Genomic DNA, 26,977 nt, shown 5'->3' with positions numbered 1-26,977 from the left:
ATTGTTAGGCCGTACGTCAGGTGGCGACGAAAAGGCCGGGAGTCTCTAGACCATCTAGCTTTGTGACGAGATCGCCAAGATGGTTGCTGACCCGAGTTCCAAAATAGTGTGCCGTTTCGAAGTAGACCTCACTGTCCTTTACCTTGTCCAAACACGACCATATTTCTCGAGCATGCGGTAGTATTTCAACGAAAGAGATTGCTCTGATGGAGGTAATCCAAAGCGGCATTCCACTTGCAATGAGCTTCATCTCTGCCTCTGGTCGGCTGAATGCGGCCTTCTGCAGGTTCATGATGTGTACGTTGTAAAGAGAGAACTCCCCGGACTCCTGCTTTGTCAGAAATCTAGGATTGTTCATCGCATCAAATGCCGTAAGCATCATGTTGCGACCGTTTGTATGGTCTTGGGAGGCCAGAAAGTTGAGAGAAAGCGCTACGGCCACTCGGTTCTCGGAAAGCTCTCGCGGGCCGAAGCTCCTGTAGATACTGACTGTTCGCTCAGCCTCAATAACGAACTGCTTTACAGTTTTCCCCCGAAGCCAGCCTGAAAAAATCCCCATGATTCCTCCTTGGTTAAGTGCCATCTAACGCCTGAATCAAGCCGATACCACTTGTGGTGTTCGGCTTGATCGAATTGTTATATGGGCGCCTAGTGGCTAGGTGAACCGGTGCATTGATATGGAACAGTGATTCGCCACTTGACACAGTTGCCGAATCCACGACGCACTAGACATATTTGCTGTTGGGTGCCGAATGCCTCTGCAGATTTGTAGTCCCAGGCGGTGCATTTTTGAGTGGCGATGTCATTGGCGAGATGCCTGTCAACCACGGGAACTTCTGATTTGTTGTTCTCATAAGATAGCGTCACGACGCCATCAGACCGACTGGCACCCGTAACAAGCCATTCCTTTGAGGCAGTTGCACAACCGCCAAGACAAAGCAGCGTGATGCCAGAGATAAAAAATGCTACTGATTGCTTCATAGAATCGTATCCCCTTTGAAATTGCAAAGTCCATCTAACACCAGAATTAAGACGCGCCGCGAAGCGGTGTCAGCTTGAATGAGTTGTTAGGCGGCTGCCCGTTCAGATCTTCTTAAATAGGTCAGCAAAAAGATTTGCTGCTATAGCAGCAACCCCGAACGAGACCACCAATGTTCCGTATCCAAAAATCATTGTTACCGCGACAGACTGATTCGATTTAGCTATGGCATTAAAGTCGCCGTGGAATACACCGGAAAGAGCGCCAGTCATAACGGAGAGAAGAAGGACAAGGAGAAGAAGAACAGCGCGTTCCCGACGATGCCGTCCTGCTTTCTTGAAATAGATCATGGCCAGGGTAAATACTGAGAGCACGAGGCAGCCCAAGAACACCCACGGTCCTGCGCCAAGAATTAATTGTTCCCAATGCTCCAGACTCGTAACAAGGATGAAGGCATTAGCTAGCAGGACGCCCGCCACCACGGACAGCAGTGCTTCATAAGAAGCTCGGCGGAGAAAATTCTTCATTAGACGCCTAACGCCTGAATTAATCCGACCCGCAACGCGCTGGCCGTGAGCTGACATTACAACACCAGCGACACATTTTAAAGAAGCGACAAAGCGGGTTGAATGAGTTGTTAGGGCCCATCACGGCCACCCCCAAGGAAGGTAGATGCGCTTGTTTGGGCCGATCTCTCTTGCTCGGCGCTGCCAGTCGCCATGCTGGGTCATATAAGCAGCTGGCGTAATAAATCCAGAGGAGGCCGCCATGCTGGCGCCGAGAATGATGTCGTACAGCGAGCTGATTGTATCGCCAGCAGCCCGGTGACCTAGCCCGTAAAGATCACTTGCGATCAGCGACAAGGCGCTTAGGTTGCTCGGCTCTGTCACCTGCAACTTCGTGTCGTCGCCGATGTAATTTATTGAACGAATGATACGTAGTGCTTCCCGACGAAGCTCAGAGAACCTCGCGTATTTGGTCACGATGAGGCTGGAATAGAGCCCGCTGACTATGCCGATCGGCAATGATAGAAGTAGAGAAACGAGCGATTCTTTCGACATGGGCCCTAACGCCTGAGTTAAGCCGACCTGCGCAGTGAAGGCAACGGCGTGGCAAGCTTTTTCTGCCACGACGGTGCTGTAACGAAGCAGGTTCGGCTTGAACGAATTGTTAGATTGCAATGCCGCTGACCAAAAAGCCGGCAGAAACAAGGCTAGCAATTACCTGAAATACGACCAAATAGCACTGAATCTGGCTTGCCTTGGCATGAAATCTTCCAACTACGGCGACGTCTCCTGCTCTAGCTATGTTAGTCATGTGGGTATTCAACTGCCGCCATGGCCAAAGCAGACCTTGATTGACTTGTTGGTACATGCTCTCGACGTTTAGCGGGATGCGATTGTCTGCTAATTCATTGCCCGCAGCTCGACCATCCTCGCCTGCTGCAGTACCGGCTGCTACATAGGCAGCTATGAGCTTCTGAAGCGCGGCAAGCGCTGCAGCAACGATGAAGCAAGCAGCCCCGGATTTTATGTTTGACGTACTCACATGAGCTGCAAGGGAGTCGATGTTGGCGAGGAGCAGGCCGTAAGTTGCTCCGAAACCGGCAAGAAGCCAGCCAGAGAACGAGTCGAGGGATGTGCTGAGCCTACGCGCTCCAATGGAGAGAATACGGCTTGCCGATAAGTTCGTATTGAGCGCTTCTGCAGCCTTTTCGTCCACGTTGCGGTGCTCCCCAATTGCAATCTAACGCCTGAATTAAGCCGACCCGCAACGCGCTGGTCGGTGAATTGCTGCAATGGAACAACAACACATTTGAACGAAGCGACGAAGCGGGTTCGGCTTGAATGAATTGTTAGCGCTCACCCCGCTGCCACCAACTATCAAGTGCTTCATCTGAGAGTTCTGCCTGACGCAGAACTTTCCATTTCTCTGTGGTGCGAAGCCACTGCTCAGACCGGAACTCCAACTCGTTGAGGCCAGTCTCCGCTCTTTGGCTGGCCTCGGCGTGTCCTTGCTGCTCGAAGAATGATTTTGCGCTGCTAAGGAAGCCGTGTGTCTCATCCCATGCTGCTTTTGTTCCACGAGTGCGAATAAAAAAGAACTCAATCAAAGCTCGCAACGAAAGGAGATGCCCCAGGGCATGAAGCTTGTCTTCGGACGAGGCACTCAGCTGATCTTTGAATCGAGTTTCGATTCCTTCGGTTTGAAGCATCGAGTCGCGCTCATAACCGGGCAGCACACCGAAAGAGAAGCCAGCGATATCTTGGCGATGGGATAGCGGCAGTGAGTCGTACCATGCGATGAATGAGTCTAGTGGGCTCAAGTTGCGAGTTCCTTTGATGTGAGCGCTAACACCTAGTAGATCCCCAAAGTGGGGTGTTATCTAAACTAATAGACAGAACGGCTGCATCTTTGAGGCGCTAACTGATAACACTCCCAACATGCCGCGTTATCAGTTCCAAGGCCGCCCCAGCGCCAACTTCACCGCCTTGACCCCCCGGCACTGCCTTCCAAAAACGGGGTCAGATGCACTTTCTTCTCACGGTAAGTGAGCCTGATTCCGTTTCATCAATTGTTATGTGTTCGCGCCCATAGTCGCGCCTTTCGATTGGTTGTGGTAACTACACAGTAGCTCCCCGTTCTCTAAACAGGTTTTGCCACCTTTGGCGTGCGGAATTACATGATCGGCCTGGTAGGCTGACCAACTCACTCTGGCTTCTAGCTCAGGCTTGTTCTGCCTCAGACATTCTTGGCAAAAGCCTTTTCCTCTTCTGTAGATAATGATTCGCTCAAGTTCGGAGAAAGCGCGCTTTCCATCTTTCTCTAAGAGCTCTAGCTCATTATTTTTCAGGTAATCGAAGAACACTTGTCGGAGAATTATGTCTCTTGTTTGAAGGTCTTTTGCGCCTTGCTGCCTACTATTACTAAAGGCTAACAGATCCGTATCCTCTGAGTCTTCAAACGTACTCCAGCGCTGGTGAAAGTAATAGACGAAATTACGTATGGAGTTAGCAGTCTCATCGTCTATGATGTAGTACTGACTCACATGCCGCACTAGCAAATACATGGATATTATAAAATACTCTACACGAAGCTCCTTTATGCCGTTTGACGCATCGATCATTGGGTCAGATTTGAAAATACTGTAGAACACACGCAGCGTCTTTAATACAGCAACAGCCTCCGGTTCATTCTCGTATGACTCATCTCCAATTCCATTTGGGACTTTATATTCATTTATAAAGTCTTCGATTTTTCGATCGCTCAAATCAGAATATCCGTCACCTTGCTCAATCATCAGAAACCGCGCCATGAACTGAAGATGCTTCATTCGGTTGTTGTCTACGTTCAATAGCGAAAAGAACGGCACCTTGCTCTCGTTATCGTCTATTGGTTCATAATTTTCATAATCAAAGGCTTGATCATCAGCGTACTTGACGATGAAGTTACGAGTACGGCTGGAAAGCTGCGCGTGGGCAACTTCCATGTAGTTAAGTGATTCGCCTTGTTGTAAGCGCCAGAATATTTCGGTAGCTATAATCTGGTGGTTTACATCGTGCGGGCTATCGATGTCCTTGATCGTGTCCGCTTGGTATTTTAGGGACTTGTCGATGAATTTTCGTATTGAGCTTGGCAAGTCTTCGTAGTATGCCCCAGGAAGATTCTGGTCGATGTCCTCCAGAGACGCAGGCAGCGGATACTTATTTGCAAAGAACTCCTGAACTGTCGTTATCCTCTGCTGCCCGTCTATGATTTCATTGACGGTTTGAGTTTCAGACAGCCTGACCTCCCGTATTACCAACTTCGGTATGTAATATCTGCGGAAGAGGCTGTCCATCAACGCCTGCTTTTTCTTCCGCGACCAAACCACCTTGCGTTGATAGGGGGGGCGCGTCACGTAGTCATCAGCATACTCATAGAAGTCCTTGATGCTCATTTCCATGGGGACGACCGTGTACTCGGGTTTTGGGTTAAATGGCATGTTTCCCCTTCAATGTTTCTTTACAAAATTGTTAGGCGCGGCCGGCACTCCGGAGGCGCGTGACTTGGCTTGCGATGAGCCAGGTTTGCCCCTCCCGATCTGTCTGGACTTCCCCATCCACTACCATGGCGCGCCACCCTTTTGCACCTTTTTTACCATGATCGTCTGGAGTAAATGCAACCGGGAGAATCGCGCGGGGCCGCCGCTTGCCTGTAAGCACGAGATCTACATGATGTTGCCACCGTGTGTGGCCGCGCCTCGGATTTTCTTGTGAATCTTTGAGGCTGTATCCAGAGTTGATCGTCCTCAATGGATAGCGCTGGACTTTTCCGTGCTCGTCTCTTTCCCATTGATCGTCCCACGCATCAAAAACGATCGCATCACCCAAATCATGGGACCAGGACGATCGGGACGCATGGGCGTCATGGCCTAGTTGTTCAAGGATGTACTTTCGCCGCTGGAGGGCTTCATTGGTCATTGTGAGTCTCCGCTGCTGAGCGCCTAACGCCTGAGTTAAGCCGACCCGCGCAGCGAAGCCAATAACATGGCAAGCTTTCCTGCCATGTTGTTGGTGTAGCGAAGTGGGTTCGGTTTGAACGAATTGTTAGATCTTTGCTGCTTGAAGTTGGCGAATACGTTCTTGGGAAATTTTGAATGCCTTTGCAGGAATGTCTGGTGCTTCCCCGGCAAGCTCTGAAAGCTCTTTGTTTGCGTAGTCGAGAACTTCTGGTGTGATTGGCAGTTGGGAACGGCCTGCATACAAGAGTTCAAGGCGTCGTCTAACGTCGCCGTATCTGGCTCCAAACGAGCGATGCAGCTCGGCTTTCTCTGGAAGTTTCATGAAAGTTTGGAGGCTGGAGAGAACCGCTGCGAGGACGGACAACAGCCCGACAGCAATTTTGATGTCAGTTGAAGTCGTGCTCTGCGAGATAGTGGAGAAGACAGTGGTTCCAACCAGTGCGCTAATCACTATTACCGGAACACCGAAAAACGCACCTGCTCGTCGAAAGCGTGTTGCCTGCTCGTAGTGAGTGAATTGAGATTCTCTAGCACGACGGATCCAAGCCAGCACGAGCGCATCTGGGTCATCTGGAGGTTCGTAGCCTGATGTCGGAGGCGTCATAATTGTCCTCAAAGGTCTAACTCTTAGTACACCCCGAAAGTGGGGTGCGATCTGATCTACGAGCGGAACTGCTGCGTCGGTGAGGTGCTAACTGATAACACTCCAAATATGTCGCGTTATCCGCCCCAAGGCCTTCCCAATGCCAACTTCACCGCCTTGACCCCCGGCACCGCCTTCAACGCCCCCACTAGCTCTGCATCCACCCGTACCGAGTGGCTCCCATTGAGGTCCAGCATCCCCGCTGCGCCCGACCTTATCAAATCGACCCGCAGCGGCGTCGAACCCGGCCGGTGCTTCGCCAGCAACTCGTCCACCCGGTTCCAGACTCCCGGCACCCGCAAGTCCAGCCTTAGCGACAACCGCTTCGCATGCTGCGCGCAGATCTGGCTGTAATCCCAGCAGCGGACGGCCTTCAGCGCGAAGCCGCCGCTGAAGGCGTCCTCGCGCAGGCCGCCCTGGATCACCAGCAGGCGGTCGCGGGTCAGCAGGGTGGCGTACTCGCTGTAGGTCTCGGAGAAGAAGGCGACTTCGAGGCGGCCGCGGCCGTCCTCGATCTGCACGAACATCTGGCTGTCGCCTTTCTTGCGGATGGCGACCACCTGGCCGGCGACGGCGGTCTCCAGTTCGGGGCGCCAGCCGCTGCGGGCGGACTGGGGGCGGTTCTCCCAGATCTTCTCGAGGTCGCCGAGATCAAAGCCGACCAGGTCGTTCAGCTCTTCGCGATAGGGGTCGAACGGGTGGCCACTGAGGTAGTGGCCGAGGGTCTCGCGTTCGCGGGCCAGCAGTTGGCCGAGCGGGAATTCGTCGGTTTCCTTGAGCTCCAGCCGCAGCGCGGGGGCGCTTTCGCCGCCGCCGAAGAGGCTGACCTGGCCGGCATCCCGTTCGCGGGCGAGCTGCTCGGTCGCGCGCACCACTTCGGGCAGCTGCAGCATCAGGCTGGCGCGGTTGCGGCCGAGTTTGTCCAGGGCGCCGGCGTGGGTGAGTGCTTCGAGTGCGCGGCGGTTGAGTTTGCCGCTGTCCACGCGCTTGCAGAAGTCCAGCAGGTCGGTAAACGGGCCGGCGCGGCGGGCCTCGACAATCGCATCGCAGGCGCCGTGGCCGACACCTTTCACCGCGCCCAGGCCGTAGCGGATGGTGTGGGCGGCGACAGGGCGGTTGCCGTCGGCTTTCACGGCGGTGTCGTCGGCCATGGCATCCGGCCCGGTCGCCGGGGCGTCAATCGCCTCGAACATGTAGGCGGAGGCGCCCACATCCGGCGGCTGCACGGTCAGGCCCATCACCCGACACTCGTCGAGGAAGCCGGTGACCTTGTCGGTGTTGTCCATGTCGCTGGACAGCACTGCGGCCATGAACTCGGCCGGGTAGTGCACCTTGAGCCAGGCGGTCTGGTAGGCGACCAGTGCATACGCCGCGGAGTGCGACTTGTTGAAGCCGTACTCGGCGAACTTCTCCATCAGGTCGAAGATCGGGCTGGCGATCTTGCCGGGGATCCCGCGCGCCTCGCAGCCGGTTTCGAACTTGGCCCGCTCCTTGGCCATCTCCGCGGCGTTCTTCTTGCCCATTGCGCGGCGCAGCAGGTCGGCGCCACCCAGCGAGTAGCCGGCCAGGACCTGGGCGATCTGCATCACCTGTTCCTGGTAGACGATGACGCCGTAGGTCGGCGCCAGCACCGGCTCCAGCGAGGGGTGCGGGTAGCTGACCTCGGCCACGCCGTGCTTGCGGTCGACCCAGTCCTTGTCCATGCCCGAGCCCAGCGGGCCGGGGCGGAACAGCGCCGCCAGGGCGATGATGTCCTCGAAGCAATCGGGCTTGGCGCGCTTGAGCAGCTCGCGCATGCCGCGTGATTCGAACTGGAACACAGCGACGCCTTCGCCGCGGGCGAAGAGGTCGTAGGTGGGTTTGTCGTCGAGGGGGAGGGTGGTTATGTCGAGCGGTTCTTCGCCCGTCTTGGCGCGGCGGACGTTGATCGCCTTCACCGCCCAGTCGATGATCGTCAGCGTGCGCAGGCCGAGGAAGTCGAACTTGACCAGACCGACGGCCTCGACGTCGTCCTTGTCGAACTGGGTGACCGGGCTCTTGCCGTGGCCTTCGCCGTCGTGCTCGGCGAACAGCGGGCAGAAGTCGCTCAGCGGGCTCGGGGCGATCACCACGCCGCCGGCGTGCTTGCCGGCGTTGCGGGTCAGGTTTTCCAGGCTGCGGGCGAGGTCGAGCAGGTCGCGGACATCGTCCTGGCTGGCGTAGCGCTCGATCAGCTCGGTCGAGACCAACGCCGGGTTCTTGCGCGCCGCCTCCGACTCGCCCAGGGCGTCGTCGAGCGACACCCCCAGCGTCAGCGGAATAAGTTTTGCGATGCCGTCGACAAAGCCATACGGGTGGCCGAGCACGCGGCCGCAATCGCGCACCACCGCTTTGGCGGCCATGGTGCCGTAGGTGATGATCTGGCTGACCCGGTCGCGGCCGTACTTGCGCGAGACGTAGTCGATCACCTCGTCGCGCCGGTCCATGCAGAAGTCGATGTCGAAGTCGGGCATCGACACGCGTTCGGGGTTGAGGAAGCGCTCGAACAGCAGGTCGTACGGCAACGGGTCCAGGTCGGTGATGCCCAGTGACCACGCGACCAGCGAGCCGGCACCGGAACCGCGACCGGGCCCGACCGGGATGCCTTGCTCCTTGCCCCAGTTGATGAAGTCCGCAACGATCAGGAAGTAGCCCGGGAAGCCCATCTCGAGGATGACGTCGAGTTCGGTTTCCAGGCGTGCGTCGTACACCTCGCGGCTCTTGCCTTCGGCCAGCGGGGCGGTTTCCAGTCGTGTTTCCAGACCCTCGCGCGCGGCGTTGCGCAGCCAGCTCTCGATGGTGTGGTCGCTGGGCACCGGGAACGCCGGCAAGGCGTACTGGCCGAAGGTCATCTCGACGTTGCAACGGGTCGCCAGCGCCACGGTGTTGTCGATCGCATCGGGCACGTCGGCAAACAGTTCGGCCATCTGCTCGGATGACTTCAGGTACTGCTCGGCGGTGTAGTCGTGGGGGCGCTTGGGGTCGTCAAGCACGCGGCCGGTGGAGATGCACACCCGCGCCTCGTGAGCGTCGAAGCCGTCCGCATCGAGGAAGCGCGCATCGTTGCTGGCAATGACCGGCAAGCCGCGTTTGCCGGAGGTGTGCAGGGCAAAGCGGTTGAAGGCGTCTTCGTCGCCATGCCCGGCGCGGGTCAACTCCAGGTGCAGGCGGTCGCCGAACGTGCCTTGCAAGTCTGCGACCCACGCTTCGGCCAGTTCCGGGCGGCTACCGGTCGCGAGCCGCCCGGCGAGGCTTTTCCGGCCGGCCAGTGCGAACAGACCGGTGTTGTCCTCGCGCAACCATTCCGGGCGCATCGCAACGCCGTCGACGCGGTGGCCTTCCATCCACATCCGGCTGAGCAGCCGCGACAGGGTGAGGTAGCCGGTGCGGTCGCGGCACAGCAGGGTCAAGCGGGAGGGGTTTTCGTTACCGTCGGCCAGGTCGATGTCGGCGCCGAGGATCGGTTTGACCCCGGCGGCCTCGGCCTTGCGGTAGAACTTGACCGCGGCAAACAGGTTGTTGACGTCGGTGACCGCAACCGCCGGTTGGCCCAAGGTGGCGCAGCGCTTTACCAGCTCGTCGATCCGGATCGTGGAGTCGACGAGTGAGAATTCGCTATGCAGGTGGAGGTGTATGAAGCGCGCTGGCATCGTGCCGTTGGTTGACCGGCTGGAACAGTGACCAGAGTATCAGTCCCGCCGGGGCGGACAAGGCTTGACAGACCCTGCCCGCCCGCCATGGCGTCAATGAACTTGGAACCGCACGGCATGGGTCGGGACGTGGAAATGGTCGAGGGCGTCGCGATGGGCCGCGGCAAACGCGATCTCGGCCTGCAGTGCCTGTTGCCATTGCTCCCGGCTGAACTCGAAGTCGCCGTAGTTGCAGCCACGCAGGCGCGCCTCGATCCGGCGCAGCCGACGGTAGTGGAGGTAGTTGTCGACTTCGTCACCCAGTACCGGCCAGGCGGTATCGACCACGATCACGTCGTCGAGCCGACCGACCCGCGGCAAACGGTCCGGCAACAGGTCGTTCTTCGCACGGATGTATTCGACCACCAACGTCGCCAGTAACGCGGCATCGTTGGCCGTTTCCCATGCCGGGTCGGTGACCATCAGGGCCGCGGCGGCGGCGCGACGCATCCGCTGCGCGATGCCGGGGAGCGGATTGACGCTGCCGTCGCACAACTCGCGGCCGGCGGTGGCCAGTTGGTCGCGCTCAAACGGAGCCTCGGTCCGGCCCAGGCGCGAGAGCAGGCCGTTGAAGCGGTCGACTTCGCCCTGGTCGATGGAAAAGCCGCTGATGGTGCGGCGCCGCATCTGGTGGGGGGATGCTGCCGTGGTGGCGGCTAACCGGTCCAGGGCGGCGGGGTACGAACCTGCGGTGGCGAGCATGTTGCTGGTAGGCATGGTGTTCATGACAATTCTCCGGGTCGGGCGCTGGGGAGTCGGCGCAGGTCCAGATTCCGCTCGACGCCCGAATAGGTCATGATGTCCGGGGGAGTCTTTCACCACCTTTGACACAGGTTGGCGAGGTCTTCATGAGGTTTCACCGATGAATCCGTCAGGAATCACGGGAGAGCGAGGACTGCCCGGCGTCCGCTTCCACTTCGGCGGGGTCGTCGTGGACGCGGTCGCGCATACGCTGACCCGGGACGGATTGCCACAGGCGATCGAACCCAAGGCGTTCGCGGTGCTGCTGGTGTTGCTGCGGCACGCCGATGAGCTGGTCGAGCACGAGACGTTGCTCGATGCGGTGTGGGGCCACCGCCACGTCACCCCCGGTGTCCTTACCCGCGCGATCGCGCAGCTGCGGGCCGCCCTGGATGATCATCCGCACCAACCGCGATTCATCCAGACCCAGCACGCGCTTGGTTACCGGTTCATCGGCGAGTTGGAGGCTGTGGAATCCACGGGCCCGGCCGACCCTCAGGCGGCGCCCGGCCCGCAATCCGTTCAGGCTGGGCAACCATCCCCCGAGCCGGCACCGGTCGGGGCCGCCGCGACCTTGGCGAAGCTGGCGGATCCACCGGCGTCAGGTGAAACGACGATCGGGCCCCTGCCAGTGCCGCGAGACCCGCCAGACTCGTCCTCCTCGCATGGCCATGTCGGCATGGATGAGGCGCCGCCGGCCCGCGTCCGCGGTGGCGTCAAATCGGTCTGGTTCGCCGCCGCTGTCCTGCTGTTGATCGCGATGGCCGCGTTGGCCTGGTTCAACCGCGGGATGCTGTCGCGAGAACCGGCGGATGCTTCGGTTGCGGTGCTTCCCTTCACCAGCCTCAGCGATAACCCGGATGACCGCTATTTCGCCCAAGGCCTGGCGGTGGAGATGCACAACGCGCTGGCGGGCATGCCGGGCCTGCAGGTGGCCGCCGTACGCCCCGGAGCGAGCCAGAATCCCCCCGACATCGAGGCATTGGGCCGCCGTCTCGGGGTGGCGACCGTACTGGATGCCAGTGTGCGGCGTGACGGCGACCGGCTGCGCGTGAATGCGCGCCTGTCCGATACCGCCACCGGTTTCACGTTGTGGAGTAGGAGCTTCGATCGCAAGGCCAATGATGTGTTTGCCGTCCAGAGGGAAATCGCCAACCAGGTCGTGCACGCGTTGCCCGGCGTGCTGCAGGTCGATCCCCACGCCCTGGACAAGCTGGCGCCGACCCATGACCTGAGCGCCTACGAGGCCTACCTGAAAGGACAGCAGCTGCTGTTGGGCTCGGCAAATGATGGCTACCTTGACCAGGCCATCGGATTGTTCGGGGAGGCTTTGGCTGCAGACCCGAACTTCGCTCGTGCCCAGGCCGGGATTTGCCGGGCCCGGATCATACGCTTCGAGGCTGCGCACGATACCCCGGCGTTCGACCAGGCGCAGGATGCCTGCATGCGCGCGGCGACGATGGATCCGGCACTGCGCGAAGTCAGCCTGGCGCTCGGTGAGTTGCACCGGGCCCGGGGCGATTATGTGCAGGCCAATGAGTTCTACACCGAGGCGCTGGAAGACTTCGGCTTGCGCCCTGCGGCCTACATCGGACTGGCGCGGGTGCAGAGCGTGCAGGGCAACAATGACCTTGCGCTGGAGTATTTCGAGCTGGCGCGCAAGTTGCGGCCCGGTGACGCGCAGGTCTACCGCGAGCGTGGCTACCACCAGTACCTCAATGATGATCTTGCCGGGGCGATCGAGTCGTTTCGCACCGCGACCACCTTGCGGCTCGACGACCCCAGCCTGTGGAGCAGCCTCGGCGGCCTGTACCTGACCGACGGCGACAACGTGCGCGCCGCCGATGCGTTCCAGCAGTCGCTGGCGATCAAGCCCAGCTATGCGGCGTTGAGCAACCTGGGAACCCTCAGGTATGCACAGGGTGCCTACGCGGATGCCGCCCGGCTGTATCGACAGGCCGCGGATCTGGATCCGACCGACTTCCGCATCTGGGGCAACATCGGTGATGCACTGGCCGCCCAGCCTGCTACCACCGGGCAGGCGCAGGCGCCGTATCGGCATGCCGTGCAGCTTGCCCAGGACTATCTGACCGTCAAGGACGATGATGCGCAGGCCCAGGCGCTACTGGGCTTCTATTACGCGCGTCTGGGCGATGCGGCGGCGGCGCTGGACCATATAGGCAAGGCGGAGGCGCTGGCGACCGAGCGCGGCGAAGTGGCGTTCATCGATGCCCAGTCGCTGGTGTTGCTGGGTGACACGGCCGGTGCGCGCAAGCGTCTGGTGCAGGCGCGTCGGGAGGGCATCGCCGAGCAACGGCTCAAGGCGTCCCCGGTGCTGCACGAATTGCTTGCGGGCCAACCGCGGCAATGACGGCAATGACTCAGACGATCCCTAAACGGCCTGCACGGTGCAGGCACCCACCAAGGAGTGCGTCATGCAACCGAAATTGATGGCAATCACCATCGCGCTGGTCGCGGCAGGCTGCAGCAGCACCGGTCCGACCACGGATGGCGAAGGCTCGCCCACAACGCCCGCCGATCCCGATGGGGTGGCCTGCCAGGACTCAGCCGGTGCAACTGCCGTGCACATTGACGTGGAGTACGACGGCAACGCGGTGAGCACGCCGGATGCGGTCTGCACCGTGGACCGGGGCACCGAGATCACCTGGCGCGCGCCTGCAGGCAGCAGCGTGGCGTTCCAGTTGCAGTTCTCCGATGCCAGCCCCAGCGCCCGTGGGATGCCCCTGAGCGTGGGTTCGTCGGAGCAGGACGGCCGGCAGAAAGTGATGATCACCGCAGGCAACGCCAGCGGCACTTATGAGTACGACATCCAGACCCGCCTTGGCGGCATCGATCCGGCCATCATCATCCGTTAGTGGGTCGGGCAGCAATCACGCCCAGGCAGGGTGCTGCATGTCAGATGCGTGCGACTGGGCGCTCGCGGCGCGCACCGGGGCGAAGCTGCGCCGATGTTGCGGGCAGGGCCCGTGCGTGACCAGCGCCGCCAGGTGAGCCGGGGTCGGATACCCCTTGTGGGCGTCGAAACCGTAGTGCGGGTATTGCTGGTGCAGGTCGGCCATCAGGCGATCGCGGGTGACCTTGGCCAGGATCGAGGCGGCCATGATCGCGCGGTCACGGGCGTCGCCACCGATCCATGCCTCGGCCGGGCAGGGCAGGCCACGCGGCAATGCGTTGCCGTCGATGCGCGCCAGTTCGGCCACGTGCAGCACGCCCTCCAGTGCGCGGCGCATGCCGACCATGGTGGCCTGGAAGATGTTGATGCGGTCGATTTCCTCTACCTCCACTGCGACCACGTGCCAGGCCAGTGCGCGCTCGACGATGCGGTCGTAGAGGGCCTCACGGCGTTTGGCGTTGAGCTGCTTGGAATCGTTGAGTCCATTGACCGGGGTGCGGCCAGGTCCCAGCACCACCGCGGCGATCACCACCGGTCCGGCGAGCGGGCCGCGCCCGGCTTCGTCGATGCCGGCAATGCGTTGGGCGCGGGGCGCAACCGCCAGGTCGAGCGTGGTCTGGATGACGATGTCAGCCATTTGCCTCGGACACCAGGTCGACGATGGCGTCGGCGGCCTGTGCAGAGGCCTCGCGCTTCAGCGTCTGGTGCAAGGCGAGAAAGCGTGGCTGCAATGCTTCGGCGGCCGCGGGGTCGTGTAGCCAGCGCAAGGTCGCGGCGGCAAGTTTTTCCGGGGTGCAGTCGTGTTGCATCAACTCCGGTACGACCTCGGTGCCAGCCAGGACGTTGGGCAGCGCGTAATGGTCGACCTTGAGCATGCCCAGACCCTTGACCAGGCGATAGGTCAGCGGGGCGACCTTGTAGCCGACCACCATGGGCCGCTTCGCCAGCATGGCTTCCAACGTCGCCGTACCCGACGCCAGCAGGATCACGTCGCTGGCGACCATCAGGGTGCGGGCACGACCAGTGATCTCGCGCAAGGCAGGTGCCAGCGCCTCGCGGTCCGGATGGGCAGCAAGCACGCGTTGGAAAGCTTCGTGCGCCTGTGGATTGGCCATCGGCACCACGATCTGCAACTTCGGCTCGGCGGCGAGCACCTGCGCCGCGGCGCCAAGAAAGTCCGCGCCCAGCCGCTCGATCTCGCCAACCCGCGAGCCTGGCAGTAACGCCAGCAGCGGCCGGTTCTGGTCCAGGTTGAGCACCCGACGCGCCAGGGCGCGGTCGGGCTGCAGCGGCATTTCATCGGCGAGCGGATGGCCGACAAAGCGTGCGTCGACGTCGTGACGCGCGTAGATTTCCGGCTCCATCGGGAACAGGCACAGCACCCGGTCGGCGCTGCTACCGATCTTCGCGGCGCGCTTTTCGCGCCAGGCCCAGACCGAGGGACTGACGTAATGCACCGTGCGCACACCGTGTTGCTTCAGCCATTTTTCGACACCCAGGTTGAAGTCCGGTGCGTCGATGCCGATGAATACATCGGGCTTCCAGTCCAATACGCGGCGGCGGAATTCGCGGCGCAATCGCAGCAGCCGCGGCAGGTCGCGAAGCACCTCGGCCAATCCCATCACCGATAGCTCGGAAGCGTCGAACCAGGTTTCCATCCCGGTCTCACGCATGGCCGGCCCGCCGATGCCGACGAACTCCGCACCCGGCCATCGCTGTTGCAGTTGACTGATCAGCCCAGCGCCGAGCAGATCGCCGGAGGCCTCCCCGGCGACCAGCGCGACGCGCTTGGCACGGGTTGGGGCCGGGTCGTTGAAGATATCCACCGCGGGCGCGCCGCTCATCGCAGCAGGGGCCGTTCACCGCTGTCGATGAATTCCAGCAGCACGCGCACGTCTTCGCTGTCGCCGGCGATGTCCACCAGTTTTGCGTGAGCCTCTTCCAGCGATGCGCCTGACACGTACAGGGCGCGATACGCGCGCTTGATCGCACTGATGCGCTCGGGATCAAAGCCGAGTCGTTTCAGCCCTTCGCTGTTGATGCCGCGCGGGCGGCTATAGCCCTCCTGGGCGACCATCACAAACGGTGGCACGTCGCCATTGACGAAGGCGCCCATGCCGATGAACGCATGCGAGCCGATCCTGCAGAACTGGTGCACCCCGGCGAACCCGCTGAGGATGACGTGGTCGCCCACGACGACGTGCCCGGCCAGGGTCGCGTTGTTGGAGAACACGCAATGGTTGCCCACCAGACAATCGTGGGCGATGTGGGTATACGCCAGCAGCAGGTTGTCGTCGCCAACCCGGGTCACACCGCCGCCGCCGTGGGTACCGCGGTTGATGGTGACGAACTCGCGCACCGTGTTGCGGTCGCCAATCACCAACTCGACCCGCTCGCCGCGATATTTCTTGTCCTGCGGGTCGCCGCCAATCGCGGCGTGGCCGAGGATTCGATTGTCGCGGCCGATCCGGGCCGGACCATGCACGCTGCAATGCGGACCGATGTGGGTGTTGTCGCCGATTTCGACGTCGGCGCCGATATAGCTGAACGCACCCACCCGCACGCCGGCGCCAAGCCGGGCTCCCGGCTCGATTACTGCGCTGGGATGGATGGGAGCAGTATTCATGACTTCGGCACGACCTCGGCGCACAGGATGTCGGCACTGGCCGCCTGCTCACCATCGACCCGCGCAATGCCCTGGTACAAAGCCATGTTGCGGATTGTGCGCTTGAGGATGACCTCCAGATCAAGCCGGTCGCCGGGCACGACCATCCTGGAAAACCTGGCCGCGTCGATCTTGACCAGGTAGAACAGCTTGTTCTCGGCGGTTCGGCCCATCGACAGTTGGGTCAACAAGCCGCCGGCCTGGGCCAGTGCCTCCAGTACCAGTACCCCGGGCATCACCGGTTGTCCGGGGAAATGGCCGTTGAAGAATGGCTCGTTGCAGGTCACGTTCTTATAGGCGAGCACGCGCTTGTTGGCTTCGAACTCGACCACCCGGTCGACCAGCAGAAACGGGTAGCGGTGAGGAAGCAGCTCCTGGATCGTGGTGACATCGATCGGCAGTTTCAGGGTGTCGCTCATTCTTTCTGATCCTTGTTCTGTTGGCCGCGCAACTGACGGGCCATCTTGTCCAGTTGCCTGAACCGCGCCGCGTTCCTGCGCCAGCTGCGATTGTCCATTAGTCCGGTCCCCGACGAGTACTCTCCGGGTTCGCGGATCGAACGGGTGACCAGGCTCATTGCGGTGATCACGACGCGGTCGCAGATCTCCAGATGCCCGACGATGCCGGCGCCACCACCGATCTGGCAGTAGCGGCCGATCGTGCTGCTGCCGGCAATTGCGGCGCAGCCGGCGATCGCGGTGTGTGCCCCGATGCGGACGTTGTGGCCGACCTGTATCTGGTTATCCAGCCGCACGTCGTCTTCCAGCACGGTGTCCTCGATGGCGCCGCGGTCGATGGTGGTGTTGGCGCCGATCTCGCAATCATCGCCCACCAGCACCCCACCCAATTGCGGCACCTTGATCCAGTGTTGCTCGCCATCAGGCGACCGGTCCATGGCCAGGCCGAAGCCGTCGGCACCCAACACTGCGCCGGGATGAATCCGTACGCGTTTGCCCAGCCGCACCCGCGTGACCAGGGTGACCCGGGCAGTCAACTGGCTGTCGTCACCGACCACGCAATCGTCACCAATTACGCAGCCCGGCCCGATCACGACGCCCGTCTCGATGCGGCTGCGCGCTCCGATACTGGCAAACGCACCGATGTGCGCACCGGGATCTATCGTGGCGCTGGGATCGACTTCAGCCAGGGGATGGATACCCGGCGGATGTGAAGCCGGCCGCTCGAACAAGGCGGCCAGCTTGGCGAAGGCGCTGTAGGGGTCATCGGCCAGCAAGGCGGTGCCGTCATATCCTGCGGCGTCCGATTCGCGCATCACCACCACGCCGGCCCGGCTGGCAGCCAGCTGGGCGCGGTACTTCGGGTTGGCGAGAAACGCCAACTGGGTCGGCCCGGCGTTGGCAAGGGTGCCGACGCCGTCAACCCGGGTGTCGCCATTGCCCTGAAGTCGGAGCAGGAAACGATCTGCCAGCTCGGCGGCGGAATGGTGGGTGGGTTGCATGTCCTCTATCAGCGACCTTAGAACGAGCCGCCAAAGGTGAACTGCAAGCGCTCCAGGTCATCGCTGTCTTCCTTCTTGATCGGGAAGGCGTAGCTGATCGTGATCGGCCCCATCGGCGAGCGCCACATCAGGGCAAGGCCGGTGGAAGCGCGCAGTTCGCCTGCGTCAAAGGCGTCGACATCGGTATACACGTTGCCGAAATCAACGAACGCCGACGCCCGTGCCGCGGAACTGTCGATCAGCGTGGGGAAGATCATTTCCACCGAGCCGACGGTCTTCAGCGAGCCGCCGATGGGCTGCAGGTAAGAGGTGTTGCTTGCCGATTCGCGCGGGCCCAGGGTGTTGTCGGTGAAGCCGCGAACCGAGCGCGTACCACCGGCGTAGAAGTTCTCGAAGAACGGCAGGCCGTCGGCGGTGATGGTCTTGACGTAATCCGGAGAGCCCGGTCCGCAGGGGTCGGAAGGATCCGCGCCCGGGGTGTAGACCGGTGGCGTCGCCGGGTCGTTGTCATGATCGACCGTGGTCGGGGCGGTGTAGCAGACGTCGCGGACGAAGGAATCGCCGTAGCTGTCGCCGTAACCCAGTTCCATCCGGGTATTGAGCACCAGGTGGCGTGAGATTGGCCAGAACTTCGAGAAGCTGTAGTTGAGCTTGAAGTACTCGACGGTTGATCCCGGTAGCGCGGCTTCCAGCCACACGCGTTGCGTTGAGCCGCGGGTCGGGGTCAATGCGCTGTTGAGCGTATTGCGGGCCCAGCCGATCTCGCCGCGCCAGGCGTGGAACGTGCGTTGGCCCACCGCATCGATGTAATCCACGATGGAGTCGGGCGTGACCCCGCGGTAGGCAAAAATCTGGTTGCTGTCGATGCCGAGCATCGCGGTGAAACTGTCGGTCTCGGTGATTGGCACGCCCAGCACCATCTGGCCCATGCCGCTGGTGGAGGAATAGCGTGCGGTGTTGAAGTTGGAGTTGTTGAACTCGCTCCAGCGCAGGTTGTAGCCCAGCGAGACCCCGTTGTCGGTGAAATACGGGTTCAGGAAGGAGAAGTCATAACGCTGCAGGTAGTCGTTGCGCTGCGCTTGTACCGCGATGCGGTTGCCGCTGCCGAGGAAGTTGTTCTGCGAGACCTGGACCTGGGTGCTCAATCCGGTCAGCTGGGAGTAACCAAGGCCGAACATGAAGCTGCCGGCGGCTACTTCGTTGACGGTGTAGACGACGTCAACCTGGTCATGGCTGCCGGGTACGGGCGTGGTCTCGACGTCGACCTTGTCGAAGTAGCCCAGGCCCTGGATGCGGATCTTGGAGCGGTCGATGGCTGCCTGTGAGTACCACGTCCCCTCGAACTGGCGCATTTGCCGGCGCAAGACTTCGTCGGCGGTGCGCGAGTTACCCTTGAACACCACCCGGCGCACGTTCACGCGCGGGCCCGGCACCACCTGGAAAGCAATGGCGACGGTCTTGTCCTCGGCGTTCACCGACGGGATCGGATTTACCTGGGCGAATGCATAACCGACGTTGCCCAGGGTTGCGGTGATCGAGTCGGAAGTGATCTCGAGCAGGCTGCGCGAGAAGATCTGGTCGGGCTTGACCAATACCAACTTCTCGATTTCTTCCTTCGGCAGCACGGTATCGCCGCTGATCTCGACCTCGGAGATCTTGTACTGCTCACCCTCGGTGACGCCGGCGGTGATGAACATGTCCTGCAGGTCGCGGCTGATCGACACCTGGGTCGAGTCGAGACTGAAATCGACATAGCCGCGGTCGAGGTAGAAATTATTCAGCTTTTCCAGGTCGCCCGAGAGCTTTTCGCGCGAGTACTGGTCATCGCGGCGGTACCAGCTCAGCCAATTGTGTTCGCCGGACTCCCAACGCTCGGTAATCTGCTCTTCGTCGAACAGCTCGTTGCCGACCAGGTTGATGTGCCGGATCTTGGCCGCCTTGCCTTCGTCCACGGCAATGGTCACGTCGACCCGGTTGCGGGGCAGGTTGGACACGCTGGGGCTGATCTTGACGTTGTATTTGCCGCGGTTGTTGTATTGCCGCGTCAACTCCTGGGTGACGCGGTCCAGGCTCAGGCGATCGAAGGTGTTGCCTTCCGTCAGCCCGATGTCGTTCAGGCCTTTCATCAAGTCGTCGGTCTTGATGTCCTTGTTGCCGGTGAGGGTCAGCTTGTTGATCGCAGGCCGTTCGGTGACCGTGACCACCAGGATGTTGCCCTGATGGCCAATCCGGACGTCTTCAAAGAAGCCGGTTGTGTACAGCGCGCGGATGGCCTCTCCGGCCTTGCCCGGGTCGACGGTGTCGCCACGCTCGATCGGCAGGTAGGTGAATACGGTACCTGCGGAAATGCGCTGCAGGCCGTCGACGCGGATATCACTGACCGTGAACGCGCTGCCGGGATCCGCCGCGGCAGGCGGTGCCGTCGTGGTTGATGGTTCGGTAGTCGTCTGTGCCGTGGCATTGAACGTCGGTACCGTGGACAACGCCGAGGCAAGTGCAATGGCAAGCAGGCGGCGGGGAATGGGTCGCGTCATCATCACGTCCGGTTGGGGGTGCGGTTGCGCGGTCAGGACCGGCAGCAGGGCAGGCGGGTTGGAAAAGTTGGTCGACATCAGTGCACCAGGTTGTTCACGATGTCGTTGTAGAAAGCCAGGCCCATCAAGCCGACAATCAATGCAAGACCGATATATTGGCCAAGCGCCATCGTCCGTTCGCTGACCGGGCTGCCCTTGACCAACTCGATAAGGTAATACAGCAGGTGACCGCCGTCCAAGATCGGGATTGGCAACAGGTTCAGGATGCCCAGGCTCAGCGAGAGCATGGCCAGCAGCGACAGGAACCACGCGGGGCCTTGGTCGGCATAGGCATTGGCCGCCCGGGCGATGGTAATCGGGCCTGCAATGGTGTTTTCTATCTCGACCCGGCCGGTGAATGCGCGGCCGATCATGGTAAGCAATTCGCTGGTCTGGTGGGCGGTTTCGCGCAGCGCCGCAGGGATCGCCGCCACCGGGCCGTAATGCAGTTCCGCGTCCATCGGGGGCATCGGCGGCCGCGCCGCGGCAATGCCCAGCGCCCAGTAGGAATCGCCGCCGTCGGCAGGCTGGGTCAGGCTTGGCTGCAATTCCAGCGCGAGTCGATCGCCATCGCGCTCGACTTCGACCATCGCCTCACCACCGCGCTCGCCCAAGCCCTGGATCAGCGGGCCAAGGTCGGCCCAGGCATGGACGGGGACGCTATCGATGGCACGGATCAGGTCGCCTTCGGCGAGCACGCCCCAGGCGGGGGTGTCGGGAGCGACGCGACCGACCAACGGGGGTACCAGCAGATGCTGCGGGGTCAGGCCCATCGCCTCGATCGCGCGGCGCTCGTCGAATTGCGCCGGCAGCTCGGACAATGCCAGGGTGCGGGTTGCCTCGTCGCCGGTGTCGGTGGATACCTGCAGCTGGATGTCGGCGTGATCCAGGGCCGCCGGAATCAGTGCCAACTGGACGTCACTCCAGGTCGGCGTCTGGCGATCGCCAATCCGGGTGATGGTGTCACCGCGTTGCAGCCCGGCCGCCGCGGCGATGCCGTCAACGTGACCGACCACCGGCTGGTAATCGGGACGACCGATCACGAACATCGCCCACAACAACGCCACGCACAGGACCAGGTTGGCCAGCGGTCCGGCGATCACGATCGCGATCCGCTTCCATACCGACTGGCGGTTGAATGCCTGCGCGAGTTGCTCAGGCGGCAGATCCGCGGCGTCCTGTTCGTCGAGTCGGGACTCATCAAGCATGCTGACGTAGCCGCCCAGCGGGATCGCGGCGATGGCGTACTCGGTGCCATCGGCGCCGCGACGCATCCACAGCGGCTTGCCGAAGCCGACCGAGAAGCGCAGCACCTTCACTCCGCAACGGCGCGCCACCCAGTAGTGGCCGAACTCATGGAACGTGACCAACACGCCGAGACTGACGATGAGCCACCAGATCGAACCGAGTAGTTCAGTCATGTGTCGATTCCCGGGTCATGTCGCCGTTGGCAGCCACGGCCTGACTCGCATGGCGGCGGGCCCGGGCATCGGCGTCGTGCAGGCATTCCAATGAATCCGCTGCCGTGGCAGGGATCGCCGCGAGGGTGTCTTCGACCAGCGCGGCAATGGACAGGAAGCCTATGCGTCGCTGAAGAAACGCTGAAACCACGACCTCGTTGGCGGCATTCAGCATCGCCGGAGCGGTGCCTCCGGCCGCCAATGCGTCGAATGCCAGCCGCAAGCACGGGAACGCGGCCAGGTCGGGTGCCTCGAAATCCAGTCGCCCGCCCTGGGCCAGCAAGTCCAGGCCGGAGACACCCGAGGTGATGCGCCGTGGCCAGCCGAATCCAACGGCCAGCGCGGTGCGCATGTCGGGCAGGCCGAGCTGGGCCAGGGTGGAGCCGTCAATGAACTCCACCATCGAGTGCACCAGGCTTTGCGGGTGCACCAGCACCTCGATCCTGTTGCCGGGCACGCCAAACAGGTGATGCGCCTCGATCACCTCCAGTCCCTTGTTCATCAAGGTGGCCGAGTCGACGGAAATTTTTGGCCCCATCGACCATTTGGGGTGGCGGATCGCCTGCTCGACGGTGACATCGGCCAGCGACTCGCGTGAACGACCCCGAAACGGGCCACCGGACGCCGTCAGGATGATCCGGGCCAGGCCGAAGCTGGCCGGCGTGCCTGCCGGGTCGGCAGCGCCGGACTGTCGACCGTCAACCGGCAAGCACTGGAATATCGCGTTGTGCTCGCTGTCGATCGGCACGATGGTGGCGCCGCCTTCGCGGGCGGCCGCCATCAACAACTCGCCGGCCAACACCAGAGACTCCTTGTTGGCCAGCAGCAGGCGTTTGCCCGCACGTGCCGCGGCCAGGGTCGACGGCAGGCCGGCGGTGCCGACGATGGCCGCGACCACGGTGTCGCAGGCATCGCTGGATGCCAATGCCTCGATCGCCTCTGCGCCGGCGTGTGCCAGGGTGTCGAGACCGGCTTCGCGCAAACCGTCGCGCAACGCCGGGAAACAGGCCTCATCGGCGATCGCGGCATGGCGAGGTCGATGCCGCCGGCATAGCTCCAGCAACGCTTCCACGTTGCGTCCCGCCGCCAGCACGGTCGCGCGCAGGTGCCCGGGATGGCGACCGATCACGTCCAGCGCCGATGCCCCGATCGAGCCGGTGGCGCCCAGGACGGCGACCTCACGCATGGCAGGTGCGACCGGCATCAGAAGCCCAGCACGGCCTTGCCCAGCGCAAACGCGGGCAGGGCCGCCAACACGCCATCGAGGCGATCCAGGATGCCGCCGTGGCCGGGGATGACGTTGCCCGAATCCTTCACCCCGGCGTGGCGTTTGAGCAGGCTTTCGAACAGGTCACCGACCACCGAGAACAACGTGGCAACCAGTGCCACCAGCGCAATCGCCGGCAACTGCTCGGTGGTGGCGCCAGCCAGCAACGACATCACCACGCCGGCAGTGACCCCGGCGACCACGCCGCCGACCAGTCCTTCAATGGTCTTGTTGGGGCTGATCAGCGGCGCGAGCTTGTGCTTGCCAAACCGGCGTCCGGCGAAATAGGCCCCGCTGTCGGCCGCCCACACCACCATCAGCGCGGTCAGCAGCCAGAAGTGGCCATTGGGCGTGCTGGCATGGATCCAGGCCAGCGCACACCAGGCGGGAATCATCGCCAGCGCGCCGGCAAACAGCTTGAATACCCGCGCATGGGTGGCATGGTCGCTGGCGAATCGATGACGGCCCAGCCACATCAGCGCCAGGAACCACCAGACCACACCGATCAGGGTCATCAGCTCCAGCAACGCAAAACTGAAACCCCGGGTCGAGCGCGATGCCCACACCAGGGCGACCATCAAGGCCAGGTGAGCCAATAGCAGGACGGTGCGGGCGAGGGTGTCCTCGATATCAGCCAGGTCGAACCATTCCCACAGGCCCAGCAGGAAGACGACCGCAGCCAGTGCCATCAACCATTCCGTCGGCAGCAGCAGGATTGCGGAGATCGCGACGAATGCCATTACCAATGCGGCGATCAGGCGGATACGGGTCATTTTGGCATCTCGTCGGAGTTTGCGACCTGCGCGCCAGTGAGGCCGAAGCGGCGTTCGCAGGATGCGTAATGGTCGAGTGCGCGTTGTAGTGTTGCCGCATCCAGCTCCGGCCACAACAAGTCGGTGAACCACAATTCGGTATAGGCCAGCTGCCAGAGCAGGAAGTTGCTGATCCGTTGCTCACCCCCGGTGCGGATGAACAGATCCGGCGGCGGCAGGTCCGCCAGCGACATACGCGATGACAGCATCGTCTCGTCTATCGCTTGCGGATCCAACTGGCCGGCGGCGACCTCAAACGCCAGCGAGCGCGCCGCCTGGGTGATATCCCAGCGTCCGCCATAGCTGGCCGCGATGGTCAGCTGCAAACCGGTATTGGCCAGGGTCTGGGCCTCGGCGGCGTCCATTCGTTGTCCGATGCCGGGGCTGAACCGCCCACGCTCGCCGATGAAGCGCACCCGCACGCCGCGGCGATCGAGTTCGTCGACTTCCCGCTCCAGTGCGTTCATGAACAGCTTCATCAAGGCACCGACCTCGGCCTCCGGTCGCCCCCAGTTTTCGCTGGAAAACGCGAACAGGGTCAGCGCCTGGACGCCCTTGCCGATGCAGAAGTCGATACAGGCGTTGACCGCGCGCGCGCCAGCGCGATGGCCGATAACGCGTGGTCGGCCACGATGCTCCGCCCAGCGGCCGTTACCGTCCATGATGACGGCAAGGTGGCTGGGAATGCGTGCACCCGTAATTGGCGGCGAAGGCATGGCAGTGACGGACGCGCTCGTCAAACCGCCATCAACTCCTGTGCCTTGGCCTTGACCACGTCGTCGACGTCCTTGATCGCGGTGTCGGTCAACTTCTGGATTTCGTCTTCGACCCGCCGTACGTCGTCTTCGCTGGCTTCCTTTTCCTTCAGCAGTTCCTTGACCTGCTGGTTGGCGTCGCGGCGGATGTTGCGGATCGCGACCTTCGAATCCTCACCTTCACCGTGGACCATCTTGGACAGGTCACGGCGGCGCTCCTCGGTCAGCGCTGGCAGGTTGATGCGGATCACGGTGCCGGCGGTATTGGGTGTCAGGCCAAGATCGGAGTTGATGATCGCCTTTTCCACCGCCGCGACCATGGGCTTTTCCCACGGGGTGATGGTGAGTGAGCGGGCGTCGTTGACGGCGATGCTTGCGACTTGGCTCAGCGGCATCTCCGAACCGTAGTAGTTGACTTTCAAATGGTCGACCAGCGAGGTCGATGCGCGGCCGGTCCGGACCTTGGTCATGGACTGGCGCAGCGCATCGATGCTCTTGTTCATGCGGGTCTGGGCGTCTTTCTTGATCTCGTTGAGCATCGCCGGCTCCGGTGCTGTGCGGTAATCGCGGAAGTATAGCGAACCCCGCCCCATCCCGGCCGCCGGAGTCAGTGCCCGTGCGGTGCGCGATCGTGCAGGTCGTGCTCGCACGACTGTCCATGTTCGATCTGCAAGGTCGGGTGGTTGATGCCGAAACGTTGGTCCAGCTGGTGGTTGAGCGCATCGATGAATTGGTCGTGGTCATCGCTGGCCGGACGTACCAGGTGCGCCGTCATCGCGATCTCGCCGGCTCCCAGCGACCAGATGTGCAAGTGGTGGATCGCACTCACCCCGGGTTGCCCGCGCAGGAATTCGAGCACCTCGGCGCGGTTCACTGCACGCGGTACCGCGTCCATCGCCGCGTTGAAGCTTTCGCGCAGCAACCCGAATGCGCCCAGCGCCACCACCACGCCGACCAGCAGCGCAGTGGCTGGGTCCAGCCACGACCAGCCCAACCACCACATGCCAGCACCCGCCAGCACCGCGGCCAGTGAGACCGCCGCGTCGGCCACCAGGTGCAGGAACGCCCCGCGACGGTTGAGATCGTGCTCGTGGCCATCGCGCACCAGCCAGGCCGCGCCCAGGTTGACGACGATGCCCAGCGCCGCCACCAGCATTACCGGCAGTGCAGGAACTGCCGGCGGGGCATCAAAGCGGCGGATGGCCTCCCAGCCAAGGGCGCCGGAGAACGCCACCAGCAACACTGCGTTTGCCAGTGGCGAGAGCAGGGTGGCCCGGCGCCAGCCATAGGTGTGGGTGTCGGTTGGCGCGCGCTTGGCGAGCACCGCGGCGCCCCAGGCCAACCCGAGCCCTAGCACGTCGCCCAGGTTGTGCAGCGCGTCCGACAGCAGCGCCAGCGAATTGGTGGCAAAGCCGTACCCGGCCTCCAGCGCCGTGTAGGCCAGGTTGACCAAGGTGATGACCGCGAACGTCCGGGTCGAATGGGAATGCGAGTGCATGCACCGATCCTGTCACGCGGCCGTGCCGGACACTATTGCACCGCCGCGGCTACTGCCGCGCGGTGGTCATCGGGTCAACTGCGGCCCTGTACCAGGGTTCCGATGTCCTCGCCACGCAGGATCCTCAACAGCTCGCCCGGCTGGCTCATGTCGAAGATCCGTAGCGGCAGGTCGCTGTCGCGCGCCAATGCGAACGCGGCGGTATCCATTACCTGCAGGTTGCGCTTGATGACGTCGTCATAGGTGAGCTTGTCGTAGCGCACCGCATCCGCATGCTTGTTCGGATCCTTGTCGTACACCCCGTCGACCTTGGTGGCCTTGAGCAACAGGTCCGCCCCGATCTCGATGGCACGTAACGCGGCGCCCGAGTCGGTGGTGAAGAACGGTGCACCGACGCCGGCGGCAAAGATCACCAGCCGGCCTTTTTCCAGGTGGCGGATCGCGCGCCGGCGAATGTAGTCCTCGCAGACGTCATTGATCTTGATTGCGCTCATTACCCGGGCCTTGGCGCCGAGCTTCTCCAGCGCGTCCTGCATGGCCAAGGCGTTGATCACCGTGGCCAGCATGCCCATCTGGTCGCCGGTGACCCGGTCCATCCCGCCGGCTGCCAGCCCCGCGCCGCGGAAGATGTTGCCACCGCCGATCACCAGTGCGACCTCAGCGCCGGCGGCCTGCGCCTCCATCACCTCGCGTGCGAGCCGGTGGATCACCAGTGGGTCGATGCCGTAGTCCTCGCAACCCATCAACGCCTCGCCGGACAGCTTCAATAGGATGCGGCGGTAGGCGAGTTGGGACATGGAGACCTCGGTGGCAGAAGAGAGTGGAGCGCGGAGAAAGTGGGAAGAAGTGTACTGGATACCAATCCCGGGCTTGGTCGCGCAGACCGGTTTCCGGCCGGGAGTTGGAAGTCCCGTGACTTGTGCGTGTGCACAAAATTGTGAAATTACAAGTCACAAAGATCAGTAAAGTTCAATATAAAGTGTGGCGCGTGTCACATAAC

26 protein-coding genes are annotated in these 26,977 nt (G+C 62.1%); 2 read left to right on the top strand and 24 right to left on the bottom strand.

The window, feature by feature from the left end:
- Positions 1-16: 16 nt before the first annotated feature.
- From ACW5DN_RS06670 to ACW5DN_RS06620, 11 genes are all read right to left on the bottom strand, one after another.
- The gene (locus ACW5DN_RS06670) at positions 17-559 is read right to left on the bottom strand and encodes a hypothetical protein (protein WP_456961946.1); all 543 of its coding nucleotides are present in this window, start codon (positions 557-559) and stop codon (positions 17-19) included.
- A gap of 89 nt (positions 560-648) precedes the next feature.
- Positions 649-981: a YecR family lipoprotein gene (yecR, locus tag ACW5DN_RS06665; protein ID WP_456961945.1), complete on the bottom strand. Its 333-nt coding sequence runs from the start codon at positions 979-981 to the stop codon at positions 649-651.
- 102 nt (positions 982-1,083) lie between these two features.
- On the bottom strand, positions 1,084-1,506 hold the full coding sequence (locus ACW5DN_RS06660; RefSeq protein ID WP_456961944.1) for a hypothetical protein: 423 nt from the start codon (positions 1,504-1,506) through the stop codon (positions 1,084-1,086).
- 120 nt (positions 1,507-1,626) lie between these two features.
- Positions 1,627-2,190 carry a hypothetical protein gene (locus ACW5DN_RS06655; protein WP_456961943.1) on the bottom strand — a complete coding sequence of 188 codons (564 nt, stop codon included), beginning with the start codon at positions 2,188-2,190 and terminating at the stop codon, positions 1,627-1,629.
- The gene (locus ACW5DN_RS06650; RefSeq protein WP_456961942.1) at positions 2,150-2,701 is read right to left on the bottom strand and encodes a hypothetical protein; all 552 of its coding nucleotides are present in this window, start codon (positions 2,699-2,701) and stop codon (positions 2,150-2,152) included. Before ACW5DN_RS06650 ends, ACW5DN_RS06655 begins: the two co-directional genes overlap by 41 nt.
- A 133-nt stretch (positions 2,702-2,834) precedes the next feature.
- A complete protein-coding gene (locus ACW5DN_RS06645; RefSeq protein ID WP_456961941.1) occupies positions 2,835-3,305 on the bottom strand; it encodes a hypothetical protein in 471 nt (156 codons plus the stop codon).
- A 252-nt stretch (positions 3,306-3,557) separates the two neighbouring features.
- Positions 3,558-4,925: an HNH endonuclease family protein gene (locus ACW5DN_RS06640; RefSeq protein ID WP_456961940.1), complete on the bottom strand. Its 1,368-nt coding sequence runs from the start codon at positions 4,923-4,925 to the stop codon at positions 3,558-3,560.
- Between the two features lie 70 nt (positions 4,926-4,995).
- Positions 4,996-5,442 carry a hypothetical protein gene (locus tag ACW5DN_RS06635; RefSeq protein ID WP_456961939.1) on the bottom strand — a complete coding sequence of 149 codons (447 nt, stop codon included), beginning with the start codon at positions 5,440-5,442 and terminating at the stop codon, positions 4,996-4,998.
- A 126-nt stretch (positions 5,443-5,568) separates the two neighbouring features.
- Positions 5,569-6,087 carry an SLATT domain-containing protein gene (locus tag ACW5DN_RS06630; protein WP_456961938.1) on the bottom strand — a complete coding sequence of 173 codons (519 nt, stop codon included), beginning with the start codon at positions 6,085-6,087 and terminating at the stop codon, positions 5,569-5,571.
- 116 nt (positions 6,088-6,203) lie between these two features.
- The gene (dnaE, locus tag ACW5DN_RS06625) at positions 6,204-9,794 is read right to left on the bottom strand and encodes a DNA polymerase III subunit alpha (protein ID WP_456961937.1); all 3,591 of its coding nucleotides are present in this window, start codon (positions 9,792-9,794) and stop codon (positions 6,204-6,206) included.
- Between the two features lie 93 nt (positions 9,795-9,887).
- On the bottom strand, positions 9,888-10,559 hold the full coding sequence (locus tag ACW5DN_RS06620) for a hypothetical protein (RefSeq protein WP_456961936.1): 672 nt from the start codon (positions 10,557-10,559) through the stop codon (positions 9,888-9,890).
- A gap of 136 nt (positions 10,560-10,695) precedes the next feature.
- Here ACW5DN_RS06620 and ACW5DN_RS06615 point away from each other — a divergent pair, with 136 nt between their 5' ends.
- Positions 10,696-12,945, top strand: coding sequence for a tetratricopeptide repeat protein (locus tag ACW5DN_RS06615; protein WP_456961935.1), 2,250 nt, complete (start codon positions 10,696-10,698; stop codon positions 12,943-12,945).
- A gap of 64 nt (positions 12,946-13,009) precedes the next feature.
- Positions 13,010-13,450, top strand: coding sequence for a hypothetical protein (locus tag ACW5DN_RS06610; RefSeq protein WP_456961934.1), 441 nt, complete (start codon positions 13,010-13,012; stop codon positions 13,448-13,450).
- Positions 13,451-13,465: 15 nt separating this feature from the next.
- Here ACW5DN_RS06610 and ACW5DN_RS06605 read toward each other — a convergent pair whose 3' ends face one another.
- The 13 genes from ACW5DN_RS06605 to pyrH all read right to left on the bottom strand — a co-directional run bounded on the left by ACW5DN_RS06605 (position 13,466) and on the right by pyrH (position 26,774).
- On the bottom strand, positions 13,466-14,125 hold the full coding sequence (locus tag ACW5DN_RS06605) for a ribonuclease HII (protein WP_456961933.1): 660 nt from the start codon (positions 14,123-14,125) through the stop codon (positions 13,466-13,468).
- Positions 14,118-15,332, bottom strand: a complete 1,215-nt coding sequence (gene lpxB / locus ACW5DN_RS06600; protein WP_456961932.1) for a lipid-A-disaccharide synthase — start codon at positions 15,330-15,332, stop codon at positions 14,118-14,120. The genes ACW5DN_RS06605 and lpxB overlap by 8 nt, the downstream gene beginning before the upstream one ends.
- On the bottom strand, positions 15,329-16,114 hold the full coding sequence (lpxA, locus tag ACW5DN_RS06595; protein ID WP_456961931.1) for an acyl-ACP--UDP-N-acetylglucosamine O-acyltransferase: 786 nt from the start codon (positions 16,112-16,114) through the stop codon (positions 15,329-15,331). The genes lpxB and lpxA overlap by 4 nt, the downstream gene beginning before the upstream one ends.
- Entirely contained in the window at positions 16,111-16,572 is a 462-nt protein-coding gene (gene fabZ / locus ACW5DN_RS06590; protein ID WP_456961930.1) for a 3-hydroxyacyl-ACP dehydratase FabZ, read from the bottom strand. Before fabZ ends, lpxA begins: the two co-directional genes overlap by 4 nt.
- Positions 16,569-17,612, bottom strand: a complete 1,044-nt coding sequence (lpxD, locus tag ACW5DN_RS06585) for a UDP-3-O-(3-hydroxymyristoyl)glucosamine N-acyltransferase (RefSeq protein ID WP_456961929.1) — start codon at positions 17,610-17,612, stop codon at positions 16,569-16,571. The genes fabZ and lpxD overlap by 4 nt, the downstream gene beginning before the upstream one ends.
- A gap of 17 nt (positions 17,613-17,629) precedes the next feature.
- Positions 17,630-20,146, bottom strand: a complete 2,517-nt coding sequence (bamA, locus tag ACW5DN_RS06580) for an outer membrane protein assembly factor BamA (protein ID WP_456962978.1) — start codon at positions 20,144-20,146, stop codon at positions 17,630-17,632.
- A gap of 77 nt (positions 20,147-20,223) precedes the next feature.
- Positions 20,224-21,606 carry an RIP metalloprotease RseP gene (gene rseP / locus ACW5DN_RS06575; protein WP_456961928.1) on the bottom strand — a complete coding sequence of 461 codons (1,383 nt, stop codon included), beginning with the start codon at positions 21,604-21,606 and terminating at the stop codon, positions 20,224-20,226.
- On the bottom strand, positions 21,599-22,831 hold the full coding sequence (locus ACW5DN_RS06570; RefSeq protein ID WP_456961927.1) for a 1-deoxy-D-xylulose-5-phosphate reductoisomerase: 1,233 nt from the start codon (positions 22,829-22,831) through the stop codon (positions 21,599-21,601). Before ACW5DN_RS06570 ends, rseP begins: the two co-directional genes overlap by 8 nt.
- Positions 22,832-22,848: 17 nt before the next feature.
- Positions 22,849-23,685: a phosphatidate cytidylyltransferase gene (locus ACW5DN_RS06565; protein WP_456961926.1), complete on the bottom strand. Its 837-nt coding sequence runs from the start codon at positions 23,683-23,685 to the stop codon at positions 22,849-22,851.
- The gene (gene uppS, locus ACW5DN_RS06560) at positions 23,682-24,440 is read right to left on the bottom strand and encodes a polyprenyl diphosphate synthase (RefSeq protein ID WP_456962977.1); all 759 of its coding nucleotides are present in this window, start codon (positions 24,438-24,440) and stop codon (positions 23,682-23,684) included. Before uppS ends, ACW5DN_RS06565 begins: the two co-directional genes overlap by 4 nt.
- 20 nt (positions 24,441-24,460) lie before the next feature.
- On the bottom strand, positions 24,461-25,018 hold the full coding sequence (gene frr, locus ACW5DN_RS06555) for a ribosome recycling factor (protein ID WP_456961925.1): 558 nt from the start codon (positions 25,016-25,018) through the stop codon (positions 24,461-24,463).
- A 68-nt stretch (positions 25,019-25,086) separates the two neighbouring features.
- Positions 25,087-25,977 (bottom strand): cation diffusion facilitator family transporter, encoded by an 891-nt coding sequence (locus ACW5DN_RS06550; protein WP_456961924.1) that lies wholly within the window; start codon positions 25,975-25,977, stop codon positions 25,087-25,089.
- A gap of 74 nt (positions 25,978-26,051) precedes the next feature.
- Positions 26,052-26,774, bottom strand: a complete 723-nt coding sequence (gene pyrH, locus ACW5DN_RS06545; protein ID WP_456961923.1) for a UMP kinase — start codon at positions 26,772-26,774, stop codon at positions 26,052-26,054.
- Positions 26,775-26,977 lie beyond the last annotated feature (203 nt).

The sequence above is a fragment of the Lysobacter sp. A289 genome (assembly GCF_054072675.1).
This window is presented reverse-complemented; position numbering and strand designations above follow the sequence as displayed.

Excerpts from the sequence above, each read along its gene's own strand:
- ACW5DN_RS06610 (WP_456961934.1), top strand. The coding sequence starts at position 13,010 with ATGCAACCGAAATTGATGGCAATCACCATCGCGCTGGTCGCGGCAGGC.
- ACW5DN_RS06670 (WP_456961946.1), bottom strand. The coding sequence starts at position 559 with ATGGGGATTTTTTCAGGCTGGCTTCGGGGGAAAACTGTAAAGCAGTTC.
- ACW5DN_RS06615 (WP_456961935.1), top strand. The coding sequence starts at position 10,696 with ATGAATCCGTCAGGAATCACGGGAGAGCGAGGACTGCCCGGCGTCCGC.
- lpxB (WP_456961932.1), bottom strand. The coding sequence starts at position 15,332 with ATGAGCGGCGCGCCCGCGGTGGATATCTTCAACGACCCGGCCCCAACC.
- lpxA (WP_456961931.1), bottom strand. The coding sequence starts at position 16,114 with ATGAATACTGCTCCCATCCATCCCAGCGCAGTAATCGAGCCGGGAGCC.
- ACW5DN_RS06635 (WP_456961939.1), bottom strand. The coding sequence starts at position 5,442 with ATGACCAATGAAGCCCTCCAGCGGCGAAAGTACATCCTTGAACAACTA.
- uppS (WP_456962977.1), bottom strand. The coding sequence starts at position 24,440 with ATGCCTTCGCCGCCAATTACGGGTGCACGCATTCCCAGCCACCTTGCC.
- ACW5DN_RS06605 (WP_456961933.1), bottom strand. The coding sequence starts at position 14,125 with ATGGCTGACATCGTCATCCAGACCACGCTCGACCTGGCGGTTGCGCCC.
- frr (WP_456961925.1), bottom strand. The coding sequence starts at position 25,018 with ATGCTCAACGAGATCAAGAAAGACGCCCAGACCCGCATGAACAAGAGC.
- dnaE (WP_456961937.1), bottom strand. The coding sequence starts at position 9,794 with ATGCCAGCGCGCTTCATACACCTCCACCTGCATAGCGAATTCTCACTC.
- ACW5DN_RS06550 (WP_456961924.1), bottom strand. The coding sequence starts at position 25,977 with ATGCACTCGCATTCCCATTCGACCCGGACGTTCGCGGTCATCACCTTG.
- ACW5DN_RS06630 (WP_456961938.1), bottom strand. The coding sequence starts at position 6,087 with ATGACGCCTCCGACATCAGGCTACGAACCTCCAGATGACCCAGATGCG.
- yecR (WP_456961945.1), bottom strand. The coding sequence starts at position 981 with ATGAAGCAATCAGTAGCATTTTTTATCTCTGGCATCACGCTGCTTTGT.
- rseP (WP_456961928.1), bottom strand. The coding sequence starts at position 21,606 with ATGACTGAACTACTCGGTTCGATCTGGTGGCTCATCGTCAGTCTCGGC.
- lpxD (WP_456961929.1), bottom strand. The coding sequence starts at position 17,612 with ATGCAACCCACCCACCATTCCGCCGCCGAGCTGGCAGATCGTTTCCTG.
- bamA (WP_456962978.1), bottom strand. The coding sequence starts at position 20,146 with ATGACGCGACCCATTCCCCGCCGCCTGCTTGCCATTGCACTTGCCTCG.
- ACW5DN_RS06640 (WP_456961940.1), bottom strand. The coding sequence starts at position 4,925 with ATGGAAATGAGCATCAAGGACTTCTATGAGTATGCTGATGACTACGTG.
- ACW5DN_RS06570 (WP_456961927.1), bottom strand. The coding sequence starts at position 22,831 with ATGCGTGAGGTCGCCGTCCTGGGCGCCACCGGCTCGATCGGGGCATCG.
- fabZ (WP_456961930.1), bottom strand. The coding sequence starts at position 16,572 with ATGAGCGACACCCTGAAACTGCCGATCGATGTCACCACGATCCAGGAG.
- ACW5DN_RS06620 (WP_456961936.1), bottom strand. The coding sequence starts at position 10,559 with ATGAACACCATGCCTACCAGCAACATGCTCGCCACCGCAGGTTCGTAC.
- ACW5DN_RS06565 (WP_456961926.1), bottom strand. The coding sequence starts at position 23,685 with ATGACCCGTATCCGCCTGATCGCCGCATTGGTAATGGCATTCGTCGCG.
- ACW5DN_RS06660 (WP_456961944.1), bottom strand. The coding sequence starts at position 1,506 with ATGAAGAATTTTCTCCGCCGAGCTTCTTATGAAGCACTGCTGTCCGTG.
- pyrH (WP_456961923.1), bottom strand. The coding sequence starts at position 26,774 with ATGTCCCAACTCGCCTACCGCCGCATCCTATTGAAGCTGTCCGGCGAG.